The sequence below is a fragment of the Parabacteroides sp. FAFU027 genome (assembly GCF_022808675.1).
Lineage (GTDB): Bacteria > Bacteroidota > Bacteroidia > Bacteroidales > UBA7332 > CAXXIC01.
The window spans coordinates 42,704-65,563 of sequence record NZ_JAKZKV010000008.1; the positions used below are offsets into that span (position 1 = coordinate 42,704).

General features: G+C 41.0%; 10 protein-coding genes. All 10 read right to left on the reverse strand.

Annotated features, from left to right (window positions below; genetic code table 11):
* Nucleotides 1-19: 19 nt before the first annotated feature.
* The 10 genes from MLE17_RS13120 to MLE17_RS13165 all read right to left on the reverse strand — a co-directional run bounded on the left by MLE17_RS13120 (nt 20) and on the right by MLE17_RS13165 (nt 22,792).
* The gene (locus MLE17_RS13120) at nt 20-1,624 is read right to left on the reverse strand and encodes a fasciclin domain-containing protein (protein ID WP_243349164.1); all 1,605 of its coding nucleotides are present in this window, start codon (nt 1,622-1,624) and stop codon (nt 20-22) included.
* Nucleotides 1,625-1,659: 35 nt separating this feature from the next.
* Nucleotides 1,660-3,570: a fasciclin domain-containing protein gene (locus MLE17_RS13125; RefSeq protein ID WP_243349165.1), complete on the reverse strand. Its 1,911-nt coding sequence runs from the start codon at nt 3,568-3,570 to the stop codon at nt 1,660-1,662.
* Nucleotides 3,571-3,584: 14 nt separating this feature from the next.
* A complete protein-coding gene (locus MLE17_RS13130; RefSeq protein WP_243349166.1) occupies nt 3,585-5,180 on the reverse strand; it encodes a RagB/SusD family nutrient uptake outer membrane protein in 1,596 nt (531 codons plus the stop codon).
* 12 nt (nt 5,181-5,192) lie between these two features.
* Nucleotides 5,193-8,495 carry a SusC/RagA family TonB-linked outer membrane protein gene (locus tag MLE17_RS13135; protein WP_243349167.1) on the reverse strand — a complete coding sequence of 1,101 codons (3,303 nt, stop codon included), beginning with the start codon at nt 8,493-8,495 and terminating at the stop codon, nt 5,193-5,195.
* A 14-nt stretch (nt 8,496-8,509) separates the two neighbouring features.
* Nucleotides 8,510-11,083 carry a hypothetical protein gene (locus MLE17_RS13140; RefSeq protein WP_243349168.1) on the reverse strand — a complete coding sequence of 858 codons (2,574 nt, stop codon included), beginning with the start codon at nt 11,081-11,083 and terminating at the stop codon, nt 8,510-8,512.
* A gap of 89 nt (nt 11,084-11,172) precedes the next feature.
* Complete coding sequence (locus MLE17_RS13145) at nt 11,173-13,905, reverse strand: glycosyl hydrolase (RefSeq protein WP_243349169.1); 2,733 nt, start codon at nt 13,903-13,905, stop codon at nt 11,173-11,175.
* Between the two features lie 662 nt (nt 13,906-14,567).
* Complete coding sequence (locus tag MLE17_RS13150; protein ID WP_243349170.1) at nt 14,568-15,899, reverse strand: hypothetical protein; 1,332 nt, start codon at nt 15,897-15,899, stop codon at nt 14,568-14,570.
* Entirely contained in the window at nt 15,896-16,381 is a 486-nt protein-coding gene (locus MLE17_RS13155) for a T9SS type A sorting domain-containing protein (protein WP_243349171.1), read from the reverse strand. Before MLE17_RS13155 ends, MLE17_RS13150 begins: the two co-directional genes overlap by 4 nt.
* Nucleotides 16,382-16,880: 499 nt before the next feature.
* Nucleotides 16,881-19,919, reverse strand: coding sequence for a LamG-like jellyroll fold domain-containing protein (locus MLE17_RS13160; protein ID WP_243349172.1), 3,039 nt, complete (start codon nt 19,917-19,919; stop codon nt 16,881-16,883).
* A gap of 446 nt (nt 19,920-20,365) precedes the next feature.
* Nucleotides 20,366-22,792 carry a sugar-binding domain-containing protein gene (locus tag MLE17_RS13165; RefSeq protein WP_243349173.1) on the reverse strand — a complete coding sequence of 809 codons (2,427 nt, stop codon included), beginning with the start codon at nt 22,790-22,792 and terminating at the stop codon, nt 20,366-20,368.
* Nucleotides 22,793-22,860 lie beyond the last annotated feature (68 nt).

Below are 22,860 nucleotides of genomic sequence, written 5' to 3' on the forward strand. Positions count from 1 at the left end.
TTTATAGATTTACACAATACTATTGTACAGGTTCCAGAATAATACAGTCAATGCGTATTGTTCGGTTGTAATTTTTCGTTTCGGTAGTTGAAGTTCCGGTCACATTCTCCACCTTCAGAAATACAGACGTTTTTTCTGACGTGGTAGAACTTCCGGATTGATCTACAATGTTACAGAACGGGAACTGAAAATTCTCAGCCACCAGCATTTTAGTTGGTGATGATCCATCTGTTGTAAATGTGGCAATCTGAGATGTTACGGTGGTCAACTTATGATTTGCATCAAATCCGGCTTTACTATACGGAGCCACTGCATTTACTTTATTACCATTAGCATCAACATAAGTCATATAAAACTTAACTTTATATGGTCTTTTATCTGCTGTATCAACAATAGATGACGGTACGAACCGGCAATAGATATTGTATTTAGTGGATAAAGTATTAGGGATCGGGAATCTTACATACAATTTAGATATACTACTAGTTGTAGTCGGAACGCAAGTCAAATAATATTTGTTAGAAACTGAGACTCCGGTACCAATACTTGAGGTTGCAACCATTGAATAGTTACTTTTCAATGAGTCTGTTGCGTAAATATACTCAGCTTCCGGGCGGATTTCCTTATACCACGACTCGGTCGCTTTGTGCTTCAGGAGACTCGTCTTATAAGCAAGTCCGTTACTTAAAGTGTCAGGCTGTATTCCACCGATTATCTCATTTATATTTGAGATTTTATTTCCATTCGTTGAAACCACAGTATCTTTTTGACTCGGAACTGTAATTTTTCCGCTGAAAAACAGATCCTGAATCAGCGTTGATTTAGCATAAGCTACCTGAGTAGCTGTCCCTCCGCTTGCAGGCAATGTTTTGAAGAACGGAAAAATGCGGTTGTATGCCTCTGACCAGGCAGCATTGTCAGGGAAAACGGTAGTATAAGTACTGTCTTCCGACTTCATTTTACACAGATAGGTAAAGACCGGATTGTAATCGTAAAATACAGAGTCAACAAAAACACCGTCAGCATTGAAACTGGTACTGGCATCGTATTTCTTTTGTGTCAACGAATTAACAAAAGTACGTACCGAATCAAGTCCGGGTTTTTCATTCAGGTATTCCCATACATTCAGCTTATAAGGCACATAATTACCCAACACATGTACAATACCATTTCTCATTGCTTTATCCGCCTCTACGATCGGCTTTCCCGCCAGGCTGTAATCAGATCCGCTTCCGGCGAAAGTAAGTAACTTATTATTCAACATGGTCAGGGTTTTACTTGTGATCCCAGCCGTTGGAATGGAAAACTGCGTAATGTGGTTTTGTAGAAGCCGACGCACAGCCAGCGTATCATTTACATTAAAACCACTTAATGAGCTGTTAGTCGGCGCCCATACCGTGAAAGTCTGGGCGCTGTTTAATGTACTATCATATCCTTTTGATTTAAGCAGTTGTGCAAACGTGCTCATATCGGGACGAGACTGGATATATTCGTATAAACTCAAATTACTCTTTCCGTTGATTTCCGGATAAAAGTGGCTATCCCAGTCATCCTTACATGATCCTAACAGCAATGTTATCAAACAAAGCGTGAATAGAGGAAGACCATAAATTCTTTTTCTCATATTTCTTTGGTATTTAGAGCTATGATGCATCGTTATCAATAAATATCTTCAGTTTCAATTGCACTTGTTGGCACAAACTCCAGGAAGTCAAACATAAACTCTCCGTTACTCAACCCTTTTACTGTCAATTGGTGTTTTCCTGCTGAGGTAAAGGTATATGTTCCTAAAATGCGCCGTAAAGAGTTGGCATTTTTACGAGCCGGGCCAACTGTCTGCCATCTTAGGTCAGGTGCAGTATAGCCAGCAGGACCTTTCATATATCCACGGTTACGCATCATTTTATCATTCTGATATCCGTATGGGTCCTCTGCAACAGAACCGATTGTCTGATAACCAATTGCAGAGTTAGTGGCTGAGTTATTGAGGTTAAGTGGCAATCCGGCCGGTGTACCATCAACATAGAATTGAGCAACACCGCGTTGTCCGTTAGTCAGATATCCGAAACGAACCTCATAAGTTCCAGCTGGGATCGGAGGAGTAGTCACCGTAAAGTCGTAAAGCTTACCGTTTGCAGCACTCAGAAAGATCTCATCGCCCTCATAATCCAGAAACGCATCAAATGCAGTTAAATAATTTATAGTGGTTTGCTCTGACCATGTTAATCGGTCTAGATATCCTCGCGGAATGTAAAACTGAAGGTTCTTTTGATCATATTTGGTACTTCCTAACCCGCGCATATTGTTATTAGCAAACTCATTAAAGAAACTGGCAACATCAAAACGCAGACGCTTACTGGATAACATAGCATCAACATCCTGGCTATAAACCAACATTTTATCAATTTCGTGATATACCCCGTTTGAAGCATCTTTATCACTATTTGACGTTACAACATTGACAGCCAATCCGGTTTCGGGCATTCTGTTCAACTGATTGGTTTTGTTGGTCGATCTGATCTTTGAAACTTCAATAAGTGTATTCGGACACATTGTTTCAAGGTATTCGAACATATCGATAGTCTTAAGCATGTGACCGGTATCATACGCATCGATTAATTTAGCCACATTCAACTGTTTTTCGATAATGTGATAAGCGATAAAACGGTTAAGGCTGTTACGACGATCATGAATGTCTGAAATATTGGCATCTTCCGGATATACCTGATCATACACGCTTGCAGCATAGGCTTTCATAGAAGCCAGATCGGTAATTCCATTTGCATTCATGGTGGTGTTGCTTTCCATCAATAGGGTGTATCCATACTTTCTGGATGCTGGAACTTTTAAGATAGTCCATGAACCTTCACTTTCAAGACTTTTGTAGGCTGTAGCATTATAATTTGGATCCTTATCCTTTAATAGTGAATCAGCCAGCCCGGTAGCTACCAAAGCCTCGTTAAATAACGAGAAGGTCTGATCCTGAGCGACAACACTTGCAAGACCAAAACGGGTAGGATTCAAAACTTCACCAATCTGGAATACTACACCATTGTGCAATCTGATATCCTTTTCGATAATCTGCGATGTATTGTTCAGAAAAGTTGTATCTCCGGAAATACGAATCGAAAAGTAGCGATCACTCATGGAAAGCTGAGATAGACGTTGGCCATTTAAAAAGCTTCTTGACAATACAGTATCACCACTTACAATATGATCGTAAGCGATAAGCTTTAATGAATCCAGAGTAAAGTCTGACAACTTAGCCTTTCCTTTCTTTTTATAAAATGCGGCCATCGCCTTATTATTGGGAGCGAAACAGGAATAGGTGCCATAAGCATCCAAAAGGCCGATTACACCAGTCGTATCCAGTAAACGTGTAAATTCAGAATACTGTGCCGGATTATTTCTAAGATATTCTCCGACGTTCTTATCGGTGAAGGTGTATAGATTACCTCCTACATCATCAGAGTTATAACATGCGGTAAATAGCAAATTCGACAAAATTGCCAATGCTATACCGACAATGAGTTTATTATAAAATGCTGTTTTCAATATATTTCTTTTCATAGCACTGAGTATTATTATCTTGAAGAACTACTTGAAACCGTGTAGTATGGATTTTGCTTCAGGTTTGGATTTGCTTTCAATTCAGACTGTGAAATAGGCATATACAATCCGTCCAGCGAAGAGACAGCCAGCGAAGCACCGCTTGTAGAGGCTTTATGGTCCACATACTCATTTAATGATGAGGTAGATTGCTCGCGGCGAGCTAAACGAACCAGGTCAAACCATCTTTTACCCTCAAACATCAACTCACGCTGACGCTCACGCAACACCAGTTTCTCCATCTCCGATTTGGTAGGATAATTGGTTACATACAAGGAGTCTGCTACTATTCCGTTAGATGTGTTGGCTCTTAAATAAGGAATATTGACCATCTTGATCGCTTCATGATAATTGGATTCACCCATCTGTACCAATGCTTCCGCTTTCATCAACATAACATCTGATAGTCGGTAAAGAATCCAGTTACAGGTGTTGGTTCTGTAGAAATAAGAACTGATTCCATTAATGTTTTCTATTCTACGAATACCGGAGTATTTGAAAATGTAATACTTACCGCCGGAGGCTAATGACATATTTAAGAAATCCTTCTGACGAATATCATTAGCGCTTTCATGCAACGTTGAAGATAAAGAATAGTTGAATGGGCTATAGGCTCCATAATACTTATTCTGGACATCATACGCCAAGGTCGCCGGGAAACTAAAATCGCCTAAAACATCGCTACTATAACCATATAAGTTAAATACAGGATTATTCTTCTGTACTTTATCGTCAAACTGTAGTTCCAGAATACTTTCTGTTGAGTTACCGTTATTAAATACTGTACTGTACATGAGTTCAGATTTAACCAGTTTCAGTTGTTTATCTGCAAGTACACTGTTACAGGTTTCCACGCATTTGTCGTACTGTTGATTCCACAAATAGACATCTGCCAACAAAGCATTTACAGAGTTTAGCGTGAACCGGCCTTTGTTGTAGTTTTCATTTCCAAAGTCAGTCCGTGCATATTGTTGCGCAAATTGCAGGTCTGCGATGATATGAGCGATAAGCTCGGGTTCTTTCGACTTTTCCTTATTAAAGTTCTGAGTATCATCGATGCTGGCATCCTCAATCCAGGGAACCTCCTTGAAGGTTCTTACCAGATAGAAATAGCAAAGGGCTCGAATGGCTCTGGCCTCTGCCTGAACATGATGCAAATCATCTTCGGTGAAGTTTTCATCACGGTCTATTACATATGGAGCATAATACAACAATGTATTGCAATAGTTGATTACACTGTAAAATGAGCCCCAGCTACAGTAGGAATTGGTTGGGCTGATATTTCCCTCCAGCAATCGTTGAAGATCGTATCTTTCATTGGGGATAGAACCGCCATAGGTTAAGTCATCAGAGCGAAGTTCTCCCCAGACGATCATCCTGTAAACATTATCATCCGAAATCAGTCCCCGGTAACAAGCTGCCAGCACGGCATCCACATCAGACTCCGATCGCCAATAATCTTCAAGAATAATCTGGCTTTCCGGCTTTACATCCAACCAGTTGGAACAACTAGTTCCTCCAAAAAGCAATAATACCGACAATGCGATTATATATAATTTACTTTTCATCATTTTCTGCTATAATTAAAATCCTAGTGAGACTCCCAGTGTAAAATCTTTTGTACGTGGCGTGCTTGAGCCATCGGTACTTACCCCCAATGATCCATAACCAACCTCGGGATCTACTCCGGTATATTTTGTAAATACATACAGGTTGTTAAATGTCAGATAGGTCGTTAGCTTGTTGATTCCAAATCTTTTCAACTTGGAAGATGGTACTGAATAGTTAAACGTCAGGTATTTGAAACGAAGGAATGAACCATCTTCCACGTAGCGGTCACTGCCCAACCAGTTGTATCCGTATTTATGTAATGCTCTCGGAATTTCTGTAACATCTCCATCTTTGCGCCATCTCCAGTTAACAGCTGCGCTCTGGTTGTCGTCATAATACATGTTCTCTGCATTCATACGGGCAGCATTGATAATCTTGTTTCCGTAGCGGAAGTTGAAGAACATGGTACATGAGAGGTTTTTATAACGGAATGTAGGGCCAAATCCACCATTGAGTTTCGGATTACTGTTTCCGAGATAAACGATATCGAGCTCATCGATATTTCCGTCATGGTTTATATCTTCATACATGGCATCTCCACCACGGAAACGATATGCACCAACACCTCCTTTTTTGTAGTAATTGAACCACATTGGTAGTGCGTTTCCATCCTGATCCGTCAAAACGTTACCTTTTGCATCACGGGCAACAGGTGCACTTTCGTGAATGACTGTATTTCCCTTGCTATCAGTACCCTTATATTTGTCGTATTGATAAACGCCCTTATATTTAAATCCATAAATAGATCCAAAGGAGTTACCTAATTGAACTCGGGTAAGATACGAACCGTTGGCATAGTTAAACTCACCATTGTAGCTGTTCAGCAAGGTTTGGTCAAGGTCAATCAGTGTATTCTTATAATTGGAGAAGTTACACTTAAAGTCCATACTGAAATCTTTCGTTTTGATAATCTTGGTCGCATAGAAGTTTAACTCCCAACCATTATTATCCATGGTACCACCATTGATATAAGGCAATGTCGTATAACCGGATGATGTCGTGATCGCTACATCTTTAAACAATAAATCTTTTGTCCGTTTATTGTAGTAGTTCAGGTCAAATACATACTTATCGTTTAAGAATCCGAGGTCCATACCATAATTGTAAGATGTGGTAGTTTCCCATTTCAGGTTACTCAAACGAAGAGACAAAGGTCTTACGGCATTCATATCAATATAGCTTCCGTAAGCGTCATATTTACTAAAGTGCAAATATTCGTAGGCTGGCTGGTTACCACTTACCCCCCATGCCGGACGAAGTGCCAGTGTACTTAACCATTTCTGGGTAGGTTTCATAAAAGGCTCATCCGAAATGATCCATTTCAAGGAAACTCCGGGGAAATTACCCCACTTATTGGCATTACCGAACTTGGTACTACCATCACGACGCAAAGTTCCATCAATGATATATCTTGATTTGTAAGCATAGTGACCGCGAGCCATCAAAGCCAACGATCTCCAGGATGAGTGGCTTGAACTACCATCTGCCAGATAACCGAAGTTAGATGCGTCAATTGCTTCACCTGAAGGTAATGAGTACGATACAATACCCTGAGCGGTTGAATTACCTAGGTTAGTCTGGAACGAACCATACAATAAGAGACTATGATCTTTGTTCTCAAAAGTGGGTTGCCATGCAATATTATTATCTGTATAAATAGTAAGACTTTCAGAGTCATAGTTCTCAGCACGGTTCACATTCTTGTCCGACCAATAGAGGTTTGATACCTCCTGCGGTAAAAACATGGTAGTTTTGCTGTTATTGATGTCAAACGATACATACATGTTATATCTTAACATCGATTTCTGTGGATCCATCAGATCATATTGCAAACGGAAAGTCGGCAAAATACGAAATGATTTCAGCTCATTCTTTGCCAGATGAGCCAGTGCAACGGGGTTTCTGAGATCCCTTTGTGAAGCATCCAGTGACGAAGATCTGGGTATATTATAATAGGAGCTTGTATTATTTCCATTTGAATCCTGTGCATAAATGCTAACGTTTGGCATTTTATTGTATGCAATACCAAGTAAATTGTCGTAGTTTCTGCTATTATCCGAATTGGTCAGGGAGAATTCCGAAATAAACTTAATCCGGTCAGAAACCGCATACTCCAAATATGCGCGTGATGAAACACGGCTTAATTCCTGTCCGATTACAGTTCCGTTCTGACGGAAAAAACCACCGGATACACGGTAAGTTGCACGGTCTCCACCTCCTGATAATGTCAGGTAATGGTCACTGATATTACCAACCTGAGTTACTGCTTTCACCCAATCGGTATTGTTATTGTAATTCTCGTATTCAGGGAAGTTTTTATCATAGTTGTATTCGTTCTGATTGCTTGCAGTTTCATCCAGAGCAGGATTCAAATATGACTGTTTCATCAACATGGTAAACTGGTCACCATTCAACATATTCAACCCTTTAGGTTGTACGGTGCGGGTATAACGGTAAGTATAATCCACCCGGGTTGGACCGGCAACACCTTTTTTGGTGGTAATCATGATTACACCGTTAGCTCCCTTAGACCCCCAGATAGCAGAAGCGGCAGCATCTTTCAATACTGAAATCTCCTGGATATCATCCGGATTGATACTCAACATATTGGCATATTGCTCCTGATTGGAGTTGGCAAAGTCAAAACTGGCATCAATCTGTACTTCATAAGGCACACCGTTTACAACGATCAATGGCTCGCTACTCCCGTTGATAGAGGTTACCCCACGAATACGCATTGAAGAGCCACTACCCGGGTCACCGGAGTTGGATACGATATCAAGACCGGCAATACGTCCCTGCAGAGCCTCATCTACCGATGATACCTGCAGCCCCTCAACGTCTTTCATATCCAACGTCTGGATTGCAGTACCCACCTCACGGGTAGGAATCACATAACCGCCCTGACCAGTCTTTCTAGTTGCTTTTACCTCAACGACTTTAAAGGTGTGGCTGTCGTCCTGCATGACGATATTGATCTGTCGTTTATTATCTATTTTGCGGATTTGTTTGGCAAAACCGATATAACTTACTGAAATGCGATTCTGCATATTCTTAACTCGCATCACGTAGTGACCATTTACGTCCGTAATGGTTCCGCTGACCACACGGTTATTGGCATCGAGTTCTGTCACGTTTACCCCGATCAACGGACTGCCATCCGAGGATGAGGTAACCACACCCTGTACAATTGTTGTCCCTCCGTTCTGGCTATAACCCCGCATTGGAAGCATAACAATCAACAGAAGGATAAAAAAGGCTGTTCTGAATTTCATTATATTTCTCATTATTATTGGAAAGTCAATACATTATCAATTTGATGGATGACTGCTGAAGCAGACGATGTTATGGAAGAAGAAGAGAAATTTGATCCCGTTGCATTTCCTGTTCCATCAATATTTTTATACTTGCTTGGCACCTGAGCAAAAATGTAGTCCTTAACTATGATGTTATATAAACCGTCCTTGGTCTCTACATTTGCGGTCTTGTTATTCTCGGTTGTTAAAGTCAGGCTACTGTTATTCCCTACAACCCCGATTTTATAATATTTATTTTTGGCTGTGCCCCAATGGGTGGCAAGGTTGTCATTTTTTATCGTAGCCGATTGATATACAGCGTTAACGTTTTGGCCAAAGAAGACGGCATTATCCTGGAAATGGTAACGCAGGAAACGGATCATCTTATTGATTGCCGCACTCTGTATTTTACCCGGAGTAAGGGTGTAGATCTGACTCCATGGAGTAATAGTCCCATTATCCAATGCTGCCTGAACAGCATCATTAGTCGGTACATAAATGGTATAACGGAAAGCATTGAAGAAGTTAATGCGGTTATCAACTCCCTGTTGAGTAAAGATCTGTGAGACGCAGGTATCAGGCACACCATTCAACAATTCAAAGAATTTAGAGAACTGAGGGGTTTCACTCAACACTTTGTATGAAGATCTTAGCGCCGACTGAATAGGCTTATTGATAAAGAATGTTTTACCATTTTCCTGACTGTAATATTTATCTGAAACCACCTCCGCTTTCGCATTCTTGGCCAGATCCTCTCCACCCTGAACAACAAGGGATGTCCCGGTTCCGGATACTTTAATCAGATCATTTGCTTTGGTCACGTAATATCCGGCACCCGACTCCACATTACCGACAACAATATGGCTGTCCAGCAAATTATGCAAACGGTTGATGATAAAAGCTGGTTCTGTAATCAGGCCCACAGAATCGCCAACCACATCTGTCGTTTTGTTGTATTTATAGACTGTGGCTTTTACGGCTGCATCCTTTTCATCATACCAGAATTTCAACACACCCTGTACATCCTGACCGTATGCTATGGGGTCAATGTATTTGGTTAAATAATTATCAGTCGGAATAAACAGGCTATAATTAGCCGCCAGCGAGTTAAGGTATAATTTATAGAAAGCAAACGGAGTTCCGTCTTTTGCTTTTTCTGTTTCATATTTTATCGCCCAGTTCAGAATCTTAGAATCATCACTAAACAAAACCGGACTATAAACAGAGATGTAGTCAACCGGAGGATAAACGGCATTAGTTGTATATACGACACCATTCACTCCGGCATAAGTATCTACGACATGGTTTTTCTCAACCGGCAAGGCAAAATTTTCGGCATCGATCATCTTACTGAATTTACTGGGAACCGATTCAATCAGCGATGCACGCATGTGACGTTTTACCAACGGCAGGGCAATCGCATCAGGAACATTATCCCAGGTTTGGAAACGAGCCTTAAGCAGCTTACCAACGCCATTGTTGAAATATTCATTCATGGCATCGTCAGAGGGAACAAACATTGCCGCCATGTCAGACTGAAGCTGTGCATCCGAAGAAGTTTTGTAGGAATTCCATCCCGGATCAAATGCTAACAGGTTCACAGCAGGAGTAATACCATTTCTCAAAGTTTGAACTCCTCCATTCACGGCAAAATATTTTTTCTCAAACAGCGTGTCGTTAAATTCAGGGTGATTCTGATGGTAATCACTCGTAAGTTTAGCGGCCTTAGTTGTGTAATAAGGAGTGCTATAGCGTTCCAGTAACTTTGAAAAAATAGTGGTTTTAGGATTTGAGAAGATGTATTGAGCCATATTCACCGGTGGAACCAACACTTTATTCAGAATATTGACATAACCATTCTGACAGGTAATGTCACGTTTCTCTATTTTACAGTTGAAAAGATGAGCATCATTGGTCTCCCGTGTCATTCCACCGGTAATGATGCTGACATCCTCATTCGTTATGGCATTTTTATCGAGGAAAGGCTGAAAAAAATAGACGATAGGGCTTGAAGTTCCGTCTTTCATCAGATAAAGCCCCTTATCTTTATAATAGGTCCAGTTGGAATTCGATGGTATTTTGTCTCCTTTATCAAAAGAGATACTGTCCAATGGTGAATTTGCTGTCGCACGACGCATAGCGTTATCCTCCACCAAAGTACCGCTATTATTATAGCTGGTCAATTGCTGAATCAGGAACGCGTTATTAATCATCGTGTAATTCAACAGCATTTTCTTTTGTGAAAGAGACAATTGTTCATAACTGGTTACACCCCAGTCGTTCTTTTTAAAGAACTCATTATAGGCACTGTCAGTAGCCACAAACAATGTCTTACTACCGGTTCTCTTTAATACTTCAGCATAATCAAGGTCATCTGCAAGTTTTAAGGTGTACTTATAGTTCCCCTGTTGTTGAAGATAATCATAAATACTTGATCCTAACCAGGATGGCATCGTGTCATCGTAAAAATAATCATCCTTACAGGAAACAAACATAGATATCCCTAACGCCAGGCTAATGATTAGCTTGGAGAGTCGAAAACCTGTTCTCCTAAAATAATTTTCCATTTTCTATTTGTGTTATAAACTATAATTTAGAGTATAAAGAACCGCAACACAGTCTGATACCGTGTTGCAGTCATTAAATTTTTCGGGATTTATAATTTCACGAACTTCTTGGTTCCGTAGGACGTGCGCAGAATATAACATCCTGCCGGTAAATCTCTTACATCGATCTGGTTTTCCATAACACTCAGGCGTTTTACCATCGCACCAACCATGTTATAGATTTCAACGTTCAGAGTTCCCAAATCGGCAATATTCAGATAAAGATAATCTCTCACAGGATTAGGATAAATCTTAAATCCTTCAGTGGAAGGAACATCTATACCCTGTGGAATGGCAGCAGGCTTTATTAATATCCAACCTACGGTTTCCGCTGCAGCTGTTGTCGCCTGATTATATGATCTCTCGCGCTGTTTTACTATGGTCGCTGATTTTATGCCGATTGTCAGACAACGTAAGGTTGCCGTTACAGTATCGTCATTACAGGTTTGCATTTGTGGCAGGAAAATAGGATTCGCCACACTGTCACCATATAATATAGATGAATAGGTTGTACCAACAGTGTTACCTGTTCTGCCCACAGTGATTTTATCGTTGTTGTAAGAACCAACACCCGGAGTGATTGCCATATAAGAAACTGTTTCTGATGGTAATGCAGTAGTCACTTTTGACTCTTTCTGCAATTTCACCTGAAACCCTGTTTTGGTCACATTTCTAATCCGTGTAGTAATCGGGAAGGTTGATGAGGTATTATACTCAGAAGTAAGAACCACCGGAATAGTATCAAAAGCTGTTGGGAATGTTACAGAAACCCAACTTCCACTGACACCGGTTACCCGATCTGAAATTACTTTTAAACCACCTAAGTCATAAGTGCCTTTATTCGTAATGAAATAAGAGATCTTCTCTTCATTTGACAATGAAGAAACGCCCTGATATGACCACGGTGCCAATTGAACTCCGAAGCGGCTGGATGCACTAATCAATTTTGTTCTGGGGCATAGCAATACAGATATATTCTTATTGGTTGGAGAACCCATAATTACAACCGGATTAGTTATCCCCTGTTTGAAAAATACAGTATTCCAGTCAACATTCCCTAATGATAAGTTTCCGTAATGAACATCAGATGTTCCACTGGTGACATCATAACCGACTTCATTGGAATAAGCCGACAAAAGTCCTCCGGGAAGTTTTGAGCGCACCCGGTACCGGATTTTGCTGGCAGCATTGAGATCCAGGGTGTCAAGATAATTTACAGTCGAATGATTATCGGTATTAAATAACTCAACATATTCACCATTATCCATCTTCTTCTCTAAAATCATTCCTGAATAATTTTCAAGGTTTGGATCAAAAACTGATATGGTTGACTTTTTGGATAGTACAGAAAATGAGATTGATAGAGATGGGGTTCCGTAATTAAATGTAGGGATTACCTCATTGACGCGATTGAAAGCCATTGGGGCATTATCGGCTGCATAATATTTTCCGGCCGGAGTCAATGTGTCGGCCAAAATCATTGCACGACAATCCTGTACCCAATCATAAATAGCATAACGCTCAACAAAATGAGCAGTATCCAACACCTGAAGAATTCCTTTTATGTCACTCAACTGTTTTGCAGCATTTGCGGGTGAAAGGGAATGATCTGATGTTGGCCAATATTCATTTGTCCAGTTAGCACCGTTATTCCATTCAGTAATCCAAATTGGGCGACCGGTTCTCTCATGTATTGCTTTCAGATCATTATACCAGTTTTGCGGAGATTTTCCACCCCAGTAAGCATGCCATCCTACGAAATCCACACGATAGTTTTTAGCTTTACAACTATCCATAAAGGCATAAAGCCAATTTGCATCGGTACACGAAGGTGCACCCAGTCGCAATCCGCTTTTTATCATATCGGGCCATTGAGCCAAAGCCTGAGAAACAGTCAGCGCCTTTCCGCCATTATCATCCTTATGCTGTTCGGGATGGTCCGGCTCATTAAACCCAAGACTTTGAGTCACAAATTGCAGTGAATTGATTTGAGTAAACGGAGCCCAGGTTAGCTTGGCATGCATTGGTACATATTCAAAATTAGCAGTTGTTGCACCATATGCGCTCCAATCATACCCCCAGGTTGCATTTACTTTATTCAAAGGAGTCGCATCGGAACTGCAATATCCTTTTTTAGAGACATAATTCCAGGCAAATACACGGATAAAAGACACTTTCTGATCCAACAATTCAGGCATTACCGGGACTTCCAAATCAGAGTTATCAGCTATGAAACAACGGCTGTATCCTGTACCATCTGATTTGGTAGCCATTGTAACCATGTAACCTCTTTTCAATTTAAAAGACTGGATCTTGTTATCCATGGCTCCCAGCGAATTGTAGTATGTAAAAAGTGAATACTTCTGGGAAGTACCTGTAAAATTCTGATCGTTATAAACTGTCAGCGGCTGGAAAGTTGACGTTTGAGGAATGATTATAGTACCTTGTTTATACATTGATACCCGCACGTTTGTATTAAGAGCTGCGGCTTGCCCATTTACATAAATACAGGAAAGCAAAGAACTGACAACATTTGCAGGACGGATATTATCAATAATAACCCATGAATCTTCAGAATTAAGATTGATAACACTATTAACCAAAGGATTAAACAAAGCTGTCAGATGTAAATCTGTTTTTCCGTTTATAACAATAGAATCATTGGTATAAGAAGAAACAGTTACTACACCTTCGGGAAGAGTAATGGTCGTACGCGTAGTCTGACCAAATGAGAGCAAACAACATGAAATGAATAACAAGAATAGAGTAAGGTGTTTTCTCATGATAAATTACTTAGTTGAATAAACCTAATTAGCGATATTATTTCAGTACAAAATTACATGCGTTGGAAAAAACGAGGGAAACTATACGTTCAAATAGGGTGACTATATATTCACCGCTGAAATTCAGGTGTAAAAACAGTTAATTGACCGTTTTCACCATCATTAAAAACGCCATTCCCAGGCAAACAGAGCGACAAAAACCGTGTTTTTTGTGCATTTCAGACAAATCATGCAATCAAATGAAAAAATCCACAGCAAATATGAGATATTTCACTCTTTCTGGTTCATCCCACCACAATCTGGAGATTTGAAACAATTATCAACCCGGAAGTTATCAATTCCGACAATAACAAGACCAATCAGAGTGGAAAATCCCGGGCAAATACCGGTAATGGCTTTGAATTTTCAATTCTCATCAGCTTTAAAACAGCTTTCAAAGAGAGAACCTGACAAAAGCAACTGTCATAAAAAACTGTTATTCAGCAGATAAAACCTGACCTGTTGAACAATGGCCGTTATTATCGACTGTTCAACAGTTTCACTCATTTGGGAAAAGCGAACTTATAGAAGTAACCGCGTTTAATCAGGTAAGGCCAGGGTTTTCATTTCATGAAAACCTCGACAAAAAAAGAGGCAGACCGGATAGTCAACCTCTTTATCATTTATAATCCACAATCAAGCTTACACATCGCTTGCACAATTTTTGTATGGATAATGAGTCCGTTCTTCTGGGCCGTCGCATCGCCTAATGAAGTGATCTCCGATTTGTAATTTATACCATAAGGCCAGAAGTGCATTGCATCCCCTTTGAGCGTTTCGCCGGTTAATGTTTTAAGCAAAGTAGAGGCGTTTGTACCGGTCCAGACATTACTCACCATTTTACCCTGCCAAACCGACGTGGTACCTGATCCGAAATAGTGAGCCATCTCATGCATGGCAGTACCTACCCACATATAAGTAGTATTCGATCCAAATCCGATGCTTCCATGATAAGAGGCCTGAGCCGTTGGAATACCGGAATTATAATACACATATATATTAGCCGTAAATGAGGTATAGCGGTTGTAATAATAACAGGCACTATCCATTGCAGCTTTAATCAGGCGAAACGGTTCTGGATTAGCCGTCGAGTCAATACCCATCGTAAAGGTCACGTTACCCATCAATGCTCTTACCACCAATTGATTTCCATAAGAGGTACCGGCGCAGTTTGTTGCAAAAGAGCGAACATAGTAAGTAGCATTGACTGACAGATTTGACATCATAGCGTAAAACTGTCCGGTAGTTATACCACTGGAATATTTAGAGTTGGCAATAGTCGGGTTAGGAGAAGTGGACCAACAAATACCACGTTCAGTCAACGCGCATCCTCCGTTGCTTTTCACGTTTACCACGCAGGTTGCTTTATTGGTGCTATAATTATAGGTCGCTGACACGGTTTCTACGACCGGCAATGAATAACTGCTCGTTGTGAAGCTGACCTGGCTGCCGTATGTTACACCGAAGGCATTACTGGCATAAGCTCTTGCGTAATATTTAGTACCTGCTGTCAATGATGCGATGCTAACAGTCGAAGAGTCGGTTCCCTGTGTTGTGATTGCTTTTGTATCATTCATAGTCGGGTTTTGTGATGTACTCCAGCAAATACCTTTTTCGATAACCACAGATGCTCCGGTTGAGATTTGTTTCATTCCACAGGTTGCCGTTGTATATGAAACGCCGGAAACAGTACCGGTAACCACAGCTGGCAAATCCTGCGGATCAACATCATTAACGGTAATACTATCAATCGCTGCAACCGGGAGAGTTGTTACGGATTTGTCCGAATTATGGATATTCATGCCGGTTTTGTCACTGCTAAAAGTAATGCTGTCAACGGCACCAATAGCGACTCCCAGTTTTGATGTATCTGTTTTAAATATACTGAGTTTCTTTTGAGCAAAAAGAGTGACTAGCGAAATCACGCAAAGGGAAATGAGTCCGTATTTCTTCATATTTTGGAGAATTTTGCAACCTGATTATTGACTTTGATCAAATACAATCCTTTCGGTAAACCACTCACGTTAATCTGGCGGGAATCAGAATCAAGTTGAAGATTTAATACTAAAGAACCTGCTACCGAATAAACAGCAACATTCAACTCACCCTCCGGGGTATTCTTCAATTCTATGTAGGTTGTTGCAGGATTGGGATAAATCCGGATAGCTTTACGGTCAGCCATGATCTGGGTTACTCCCGCAGCCTGGGTAAATACGATTTTCTTTACAGACGAGAGGGTTACCGGTTCATCGTTGCCTACGGAGTAGTTCAGTATAAGATTTACATCGGAAAATGTTATCTTACCAAGAGTAGTCAGATTCAGAAATTTGTCAGTGCCATCAAACTTTTTAATGTTCAATAAAGTTTGGGCCTGCATGCTGATGTATCCTATTCCCAGAAAAAATAAGATATATGTCAAAAGCAGTTTGTTTCTCATTAGAATAATTTTTAAGATCAGAAAGCGATCTGTTTAGATTCGGACCCATTTAGCCCGAAGATATTTGTTGTAAAAAAAGGAAAAGTCCGGCTCAAAAGCCTCCTTAAAACCGGTTAGAATACGAAGTATTATTCCCCCATAAGCAGTGTTTAAAGTATTATTTATTTGACCAGGTATTTTCTGTACAAAGTCTTTAAATCTGACACAAAGTTACATACACGGCTAAAGAGCATGGTATAAAATATGGTCATATAGGATGATTATCCTACCACAACCCTTTAACGATTAAATGGCTACAAGATATTTCCTTGTTACCTGGCCGGAATGAATTACTACCGACCAGAATGCGCCAGCGTAAGCTCAGAATTTACCTGTAACTGTACAAAATGGAATTCTCTCAAGATTTCGGCAACCAACAAAAAAGAAAAGCGGTAAACAGTGGGCATTTACCCAACCGTTTACCGCAATAATAATGAAGTTTTCTATTTCACAGAAGCGATTACTTAACAATCACTTTAGTTACATAGTCATTTACTTTTACAATATACATACCTGACTTGACCGTAATTGAAGAAGGTGTAGTTACTTTAAACTGACGACCTGTGATGTCAAACAAAGATACTTTTTCGCCACCGTTCAATCCCTGAATTGTGATCAGGCCTTCAGATGCAATTACTTTGTATTGGCTTGCTTTTACTGAAGCTACAGACATTCCGGTATTTGCAGCATAAGCAGCATCAAGAGCACCCATCATATCATTGATAGCTAATCCTGTTTGAATTTCTTCTTCTGTCAATGCCTTACTGTACACTCTGAAATCAGCTACAAGCGCCTGACGAAGATAAACATCACCGGTATAACAAGAACGACCGATCCAGTTGTATAAAGTTCCAAGACGTTGGTCTTTAACTAATGTATTGATTGGATTTTGTTTGACTGTTCCAGACTGTACTACCATACCATCAACATAGATTGTACCGATTGTATCTTTTTGAGCATATAGAAAGTGGTGCCAGTTACCTGTCAAAGCTATAGAACCCAACGCAACAGTTTGCTCACCACCCCAGTTTCCACCGGTGATAGTAGCAGCCTGATTTCTAAGGCTACCAATCATATAACCTGTAGGATCGTTGATGATATCTTTTGAGTTAGAGAAATTCCATAGGAAGTTACCGTTTGAGCTAAGAGCTGTGTAAGCAGGATCAATGCGGTAGTAAGCACCAACGGTATAATCACTTAAACCGTACATAACCTTACCTACTTCTGTCCCCATATCAAAGTAACCTTTGGTATTCAAGCTATCGCCCAATGACAATACTTTGTAAGTTCCGGTTGCAGAAGTACCGATTGTACGGATTTTCGCATCATTTTTCACAATACCTGTAAAGTGTTTTTCAGCGCCATCAGTAACGATAGTATCATTGGTTACATTGCTGAAATCATATTTTACAACCAGGTTATTGGTAAACTCAGTACCTGCTTTTGGCAATACATTTACATTAAATACTTTGGTTACCGTCTGTACACCTTTTGACAAAGTAGCCGTCAGTTTTACTTTGTATGCGTGGTAAAAAGGACTTGTTACCACACCGGTATTACTGATGATCTCATTGTGGTTAGATGCCCATGCGATAGAGATAGTCGGATCCAATATACCACTTGTAGGCAAAGTCAGATTTGCTGTCACTGCAGTAGTATCACCTATAGATAAATTACTTGCTTCCGTAATAATACTAGTGCTTACATAGTCTGGATTTGCAGTGTATGCTGCATTCAGTTTACCAAGCGTAGTTGGAACAGCAAAATCACCTTGAGTCAAGTCATCACCCGAAACAGCAACATTCAACAACTGGAAGCCATAGTACAAAGCATTTGGAGTATAAGCATCACCGGTATAACCAGATTTACCTAACCAGTTGCAAAGCGTACCGGCCTGGTCATTTCTGCGTAATGTTATACCCGGCACATTCGTCATTGTAGTATTTTGTGCTACCTGTGCACCGTCAACATAAAGTGTTCCAACATTTCCTTTCTGAGCAAAACACATATGATGCCAAGCCCCTACACCGGCATTAGTACCAGTCTCTAGTCCTTGTTCACCATACCATGTGGTTGGGCTGATCGCATATCTTTGGTTATTCAAACCGAGGATGATATTACCGATAGGATTTTGAGTACTACTGTCACGGTTAGCAAAGTACCAAAGAAAGTGACCATTTCCACTGAACGAGAAGTTTTCCGGCAGACGGAAATAAGTTTGAACAGTATAATCTGCCAATCCATACATAGCTTTACCGAACTCGGTTCCCATATCAAAGTAACCGTTATTGCTTCCCAGGTCAACTACATTAAACTGATCTCCGGAAGGATCGCCAATTGTACGGATTCTTGCGCCATTTTTACAGGTTCCCACGAAACCGCTTTCATTATCGACCACGGTTATCACACCATTCTGAGAAGAAATTTTATCCGTATCGAAATTCCAGGTTGCCAGGAAATCAGGTACAGCAGTCGGACCGGCTACGATGAACATGATATCTTTAGTAGCAGTATAAACTTTACCATTTACGGTTTGAGACAGAGTCGCAGTCAATCTAACAGGAGCCTGATAGATATTCGGACGTGTAACTACACCAAAGGTATCAATAATACTATTATTCGAAGATGCCCATTTAACAGTCACATTTGGACCCATCTGAGTTGGCAATGTAATATTGGATGTTACAGCCATACTATCCTGAGTAGTCAGGTATTTAGCGGTCAAAAGCGCTTTTTGTTGATCCAACTCAACCGGATATCCCATCAATTTGAGAATATCAGCGCGGGTCAACGCTCTGCTATAGAAGCGGAAGTCATCCAGGCTACCATTAAAGCCCGGGTCTGGCCATTGTGATTTCGCAATATAGTTTTGAGTAGTTGAGCCCAGAGAGGATGGGTTAAGAGTCATACTGGTGTTTGTAGCTACAACGGCACCATTAACATACAATGTACCGGTTGTACCTGACAAGGTTACAGCCACGTGTGCCCATTGACCTGTTGTCAGACCTGAAGGTCCGTTAAGTTGCTGCTCATTGACAGAAGTCGTTCTGATAGCAAAACGAAGATTACCGGTTGCAGAACCCTGGTTAGGACACAAGAACATATAGTTCGAAGTATTTGCTCCAAAGTCAAAGATACGCGCCCAACCTCTTGGGTTGTCCACTTTCACCCAGGTAGCAACTGTAAAATCAGTCACGGAGGTGGTAAAGTCGTTCGGCATTAGCAGATAGTCTGCTGCTGGTGAAGCCACGGTGGGGAAGTTCATTGAATTTCCACTGTAACCGGGTATTGCGGTTGCAGCTCCGAATACTGTTGCCGAAAGGCCATTTCCGGAATCATCATTTACAACACCACCGGCCACTGATTCAAACGAATAGAGAGCCTTCAATCCGGTTGTCACATCCTGTGCGTAGGTAGAAGCAGCAGCCAGCATCGCTAACGAAAAGAGGCCAAGCTTGTTCCACCTCTTTACGTTCAAAAAGATAGACGTCTTTTTCATAATTGAGTAATTTGGTTATTAAAATAAAGGGAAAAAGAATATTCAGTCATTATGAGAGCAGTTTACTCATGTGTAAATATTAATTCAGTAATAAGGTTAATGTAAAAAAGAATCGTCAAAGAGATAAACAACTATCATGATTATATAGTTCTGTTACCTTTTCTATAAACAAAAAAAAAGAGAGAGAAGTATCGATCCGACTGGATATTGATTTTCTCATGTATTCAGATTTCAGGGTTGGTTAATTGAAAATAGCTAACCTGTTTGCTTTGTCAAAATGCACACAATGTAAAACTCCGTTCTTCACACAGGACAGGGAAGTTCGCAATCGCAGACTCGACTCAACATCACAAAATTAGGCATCGAGCCTATCGGAGACGGCATATAAATCGGTCAAATACCACTCACGAATTAAGCACGACGCCTAATAACAGGCTATTTGCAGTTTACAGTTCTACAGGCAATGATTTAATGATGACAGAAGCTTCCGATAATCCATTTCCACGAATACTCAGCCTTATTTCACCTGCGTTTTTAATGCTCTTGATTACCACCATCGCCCGGCCATGCCATGTCTTGCGGTTGTTGGATACATAATTATCTGTGTCTTTCAGATCAGCATTATCCGCCCCGGCAATTACTCCCGGACCTGTTACTGTAAATTGCAATCGGTTATCGGCATTGGGTTGCAATATGCCATATTTGTCAACTACCTCAACGGTTACATAAGATAAATCCTGTCCGTTTGCCTTTATCTCTTTTCGATCCGCGGTCAGTTTAATTGCGGCAGGTGCTCCGGCTGTTTTCAGGAGTTTACTTTCGACCTCTTTTTCACCAACTACGCCTACAGCCTTCAACACGCCTGCTGTATATACGACCGGAAAAGTTGCTTTAAATTCTTCGGCTTTTGTGGTTTGCTTTTCCCCGACCAATTTATTATTCAGGTAAAGACGTACTTTCGGATATTTCGAGTAAATCTCTACCTCAATTTGTTTCTCTTCACGACCGGGCCATGTCCAGCTTTCCCATGTTGGCCAGACTGACCAAAGCGTTTCACTGATTTTACCATTATCGGGATTGGGTTCACGTATCGCCAGATAAAGTTTCTCGGTATCGTTCCACAGCAGATTGCGGTAGTGGGAAATCGGCTTTCGCCAACCGGTCAGGTCGATATCACCGCAATAAGCTCCGTGCCATGGATAAAAATCACGTTCCCAGTGTTCTCCTTTAGGATCGCCCGGATAATAATAACGGCCAATGCCCGACTCACCCAGATAGTCCATGGCCGTCCAAACAATATCACCGGTGATGTAATTATGGGTTTGCACCATATTCCAATTACTGAAGGCATCCCGTGGATAGGATTCTGTCTGGAGAATAACACGGGAAGGTACCCGTTGATGATCCGATTCCGCCTTGTGCATTTGATAATTATATCCGCAAATATCATGCGCCGCCATCAGGGAATCGAATATTTCCCAATCCTTATCCCATGTGGTCATGGCAGAGGTAACAGGACGAGTCGGGTCAATGTGCCGAACATAACCGGCAAGTCTTTTTGCTGTTTCAACTGCTTCTGGCTTCTTGCGTTCGATGATTTCATTGCCGATACTCCACATGATTACGGACGGGTGGTTTCGGTCTCGCAACACCATCGACTCGATATCGCGTTGTGACCAGGCATCAAACACTTTCGAATAGTCGTGCGAATTCTTACTGACCCGCCATCCATCAAATGCTTCATCCAACACCATCAATCCCAGTTTATCACAATAGTTCAGGAATGCTTCCGAAGGAGGATTGTGTGAAGTCCGTACCGTATTGTATCCTGCGGCTTTCAGCAACTGCACTTTCCGTTCTTCGGCCCGGTCATAGGCCGCTGCACCCAGGCAACCATTATCATGGTGGACACAACCACCGTTAATCTTGATTGTTTTACCATTAAGCTGAAATCCTTTTTCAGCAGAATATTGGATGAGGCGGATACCAAAGTTTTTATTCAACACATCCACTATTTTACCATCAAGGGTTACGCTGATTTTTGCCTGATATAAGTGAGGAGTCTCGGGGCTCCAGAGCAACGGTTTATTAACAGAAATAATTTGTGTTATTTCCTTTGTACTATTTGCCTCAAGCTGTACATGAATAGGATTAAGAGCCTGCTTAATTCTGTTTTCACCAGTGAGCTCTGCGTTTAGAATTATATTTTGAGGTTTTCCCGTTTCATTTTTGACAAGAGTCTTGACCTCAACGGTGGCTTTTTGAGCCGAGACTTCAGGTGAGGTAATCGCTACTCCCCAATTCGCAACATGGACAGGATTGTTCACATACATCCATACATGCCGGTAGATGCCGGACCCACTATACCAGCGACAGTTGATTTGTTGCGAGTTATCCACCCGAACGGAAATGACATTCTCTTTGCCATAATCCACAAAGGAAGTAAGGTCATATTCGAATGACGTATAGCCGTAAGGATGCACACCAACGGATTTCCCATTGACAAAGACTTCTGAATTCATATACACCCCTTCGAAGTATATAGAGATGCGTTTGCCTTTCCAGTCAGCCGGCACATTGAATTGCTTCCGATACCATCCCGTTCCGGCAAGGAAATACCCTCCTGCCCCACTCATCGGGTTCCTCGGATCTGTTTTTCCTTCAATACTCCAGTCGTGTGGCAAATCAAGTTTCCGCCAACCGGTATCGTTGAAATTTATAGCTCCGGCATCGGGAGCATCGCCTAAATTGAATTTCCAGTTGTAGTCAAACAGCTGTTTACGTTCGGAGATATTCTGTTTTTGGGCATTTGAGCCAATACATCCGGCGATGAATAAGACGATGGTAAGTAATTGTTTTTTGTGTCTAATCATAATGGTTATCAGGTTTCAATAAGTACTCACAAAGATAGCTATTGCCTAAAATATATCCGACAATAAAT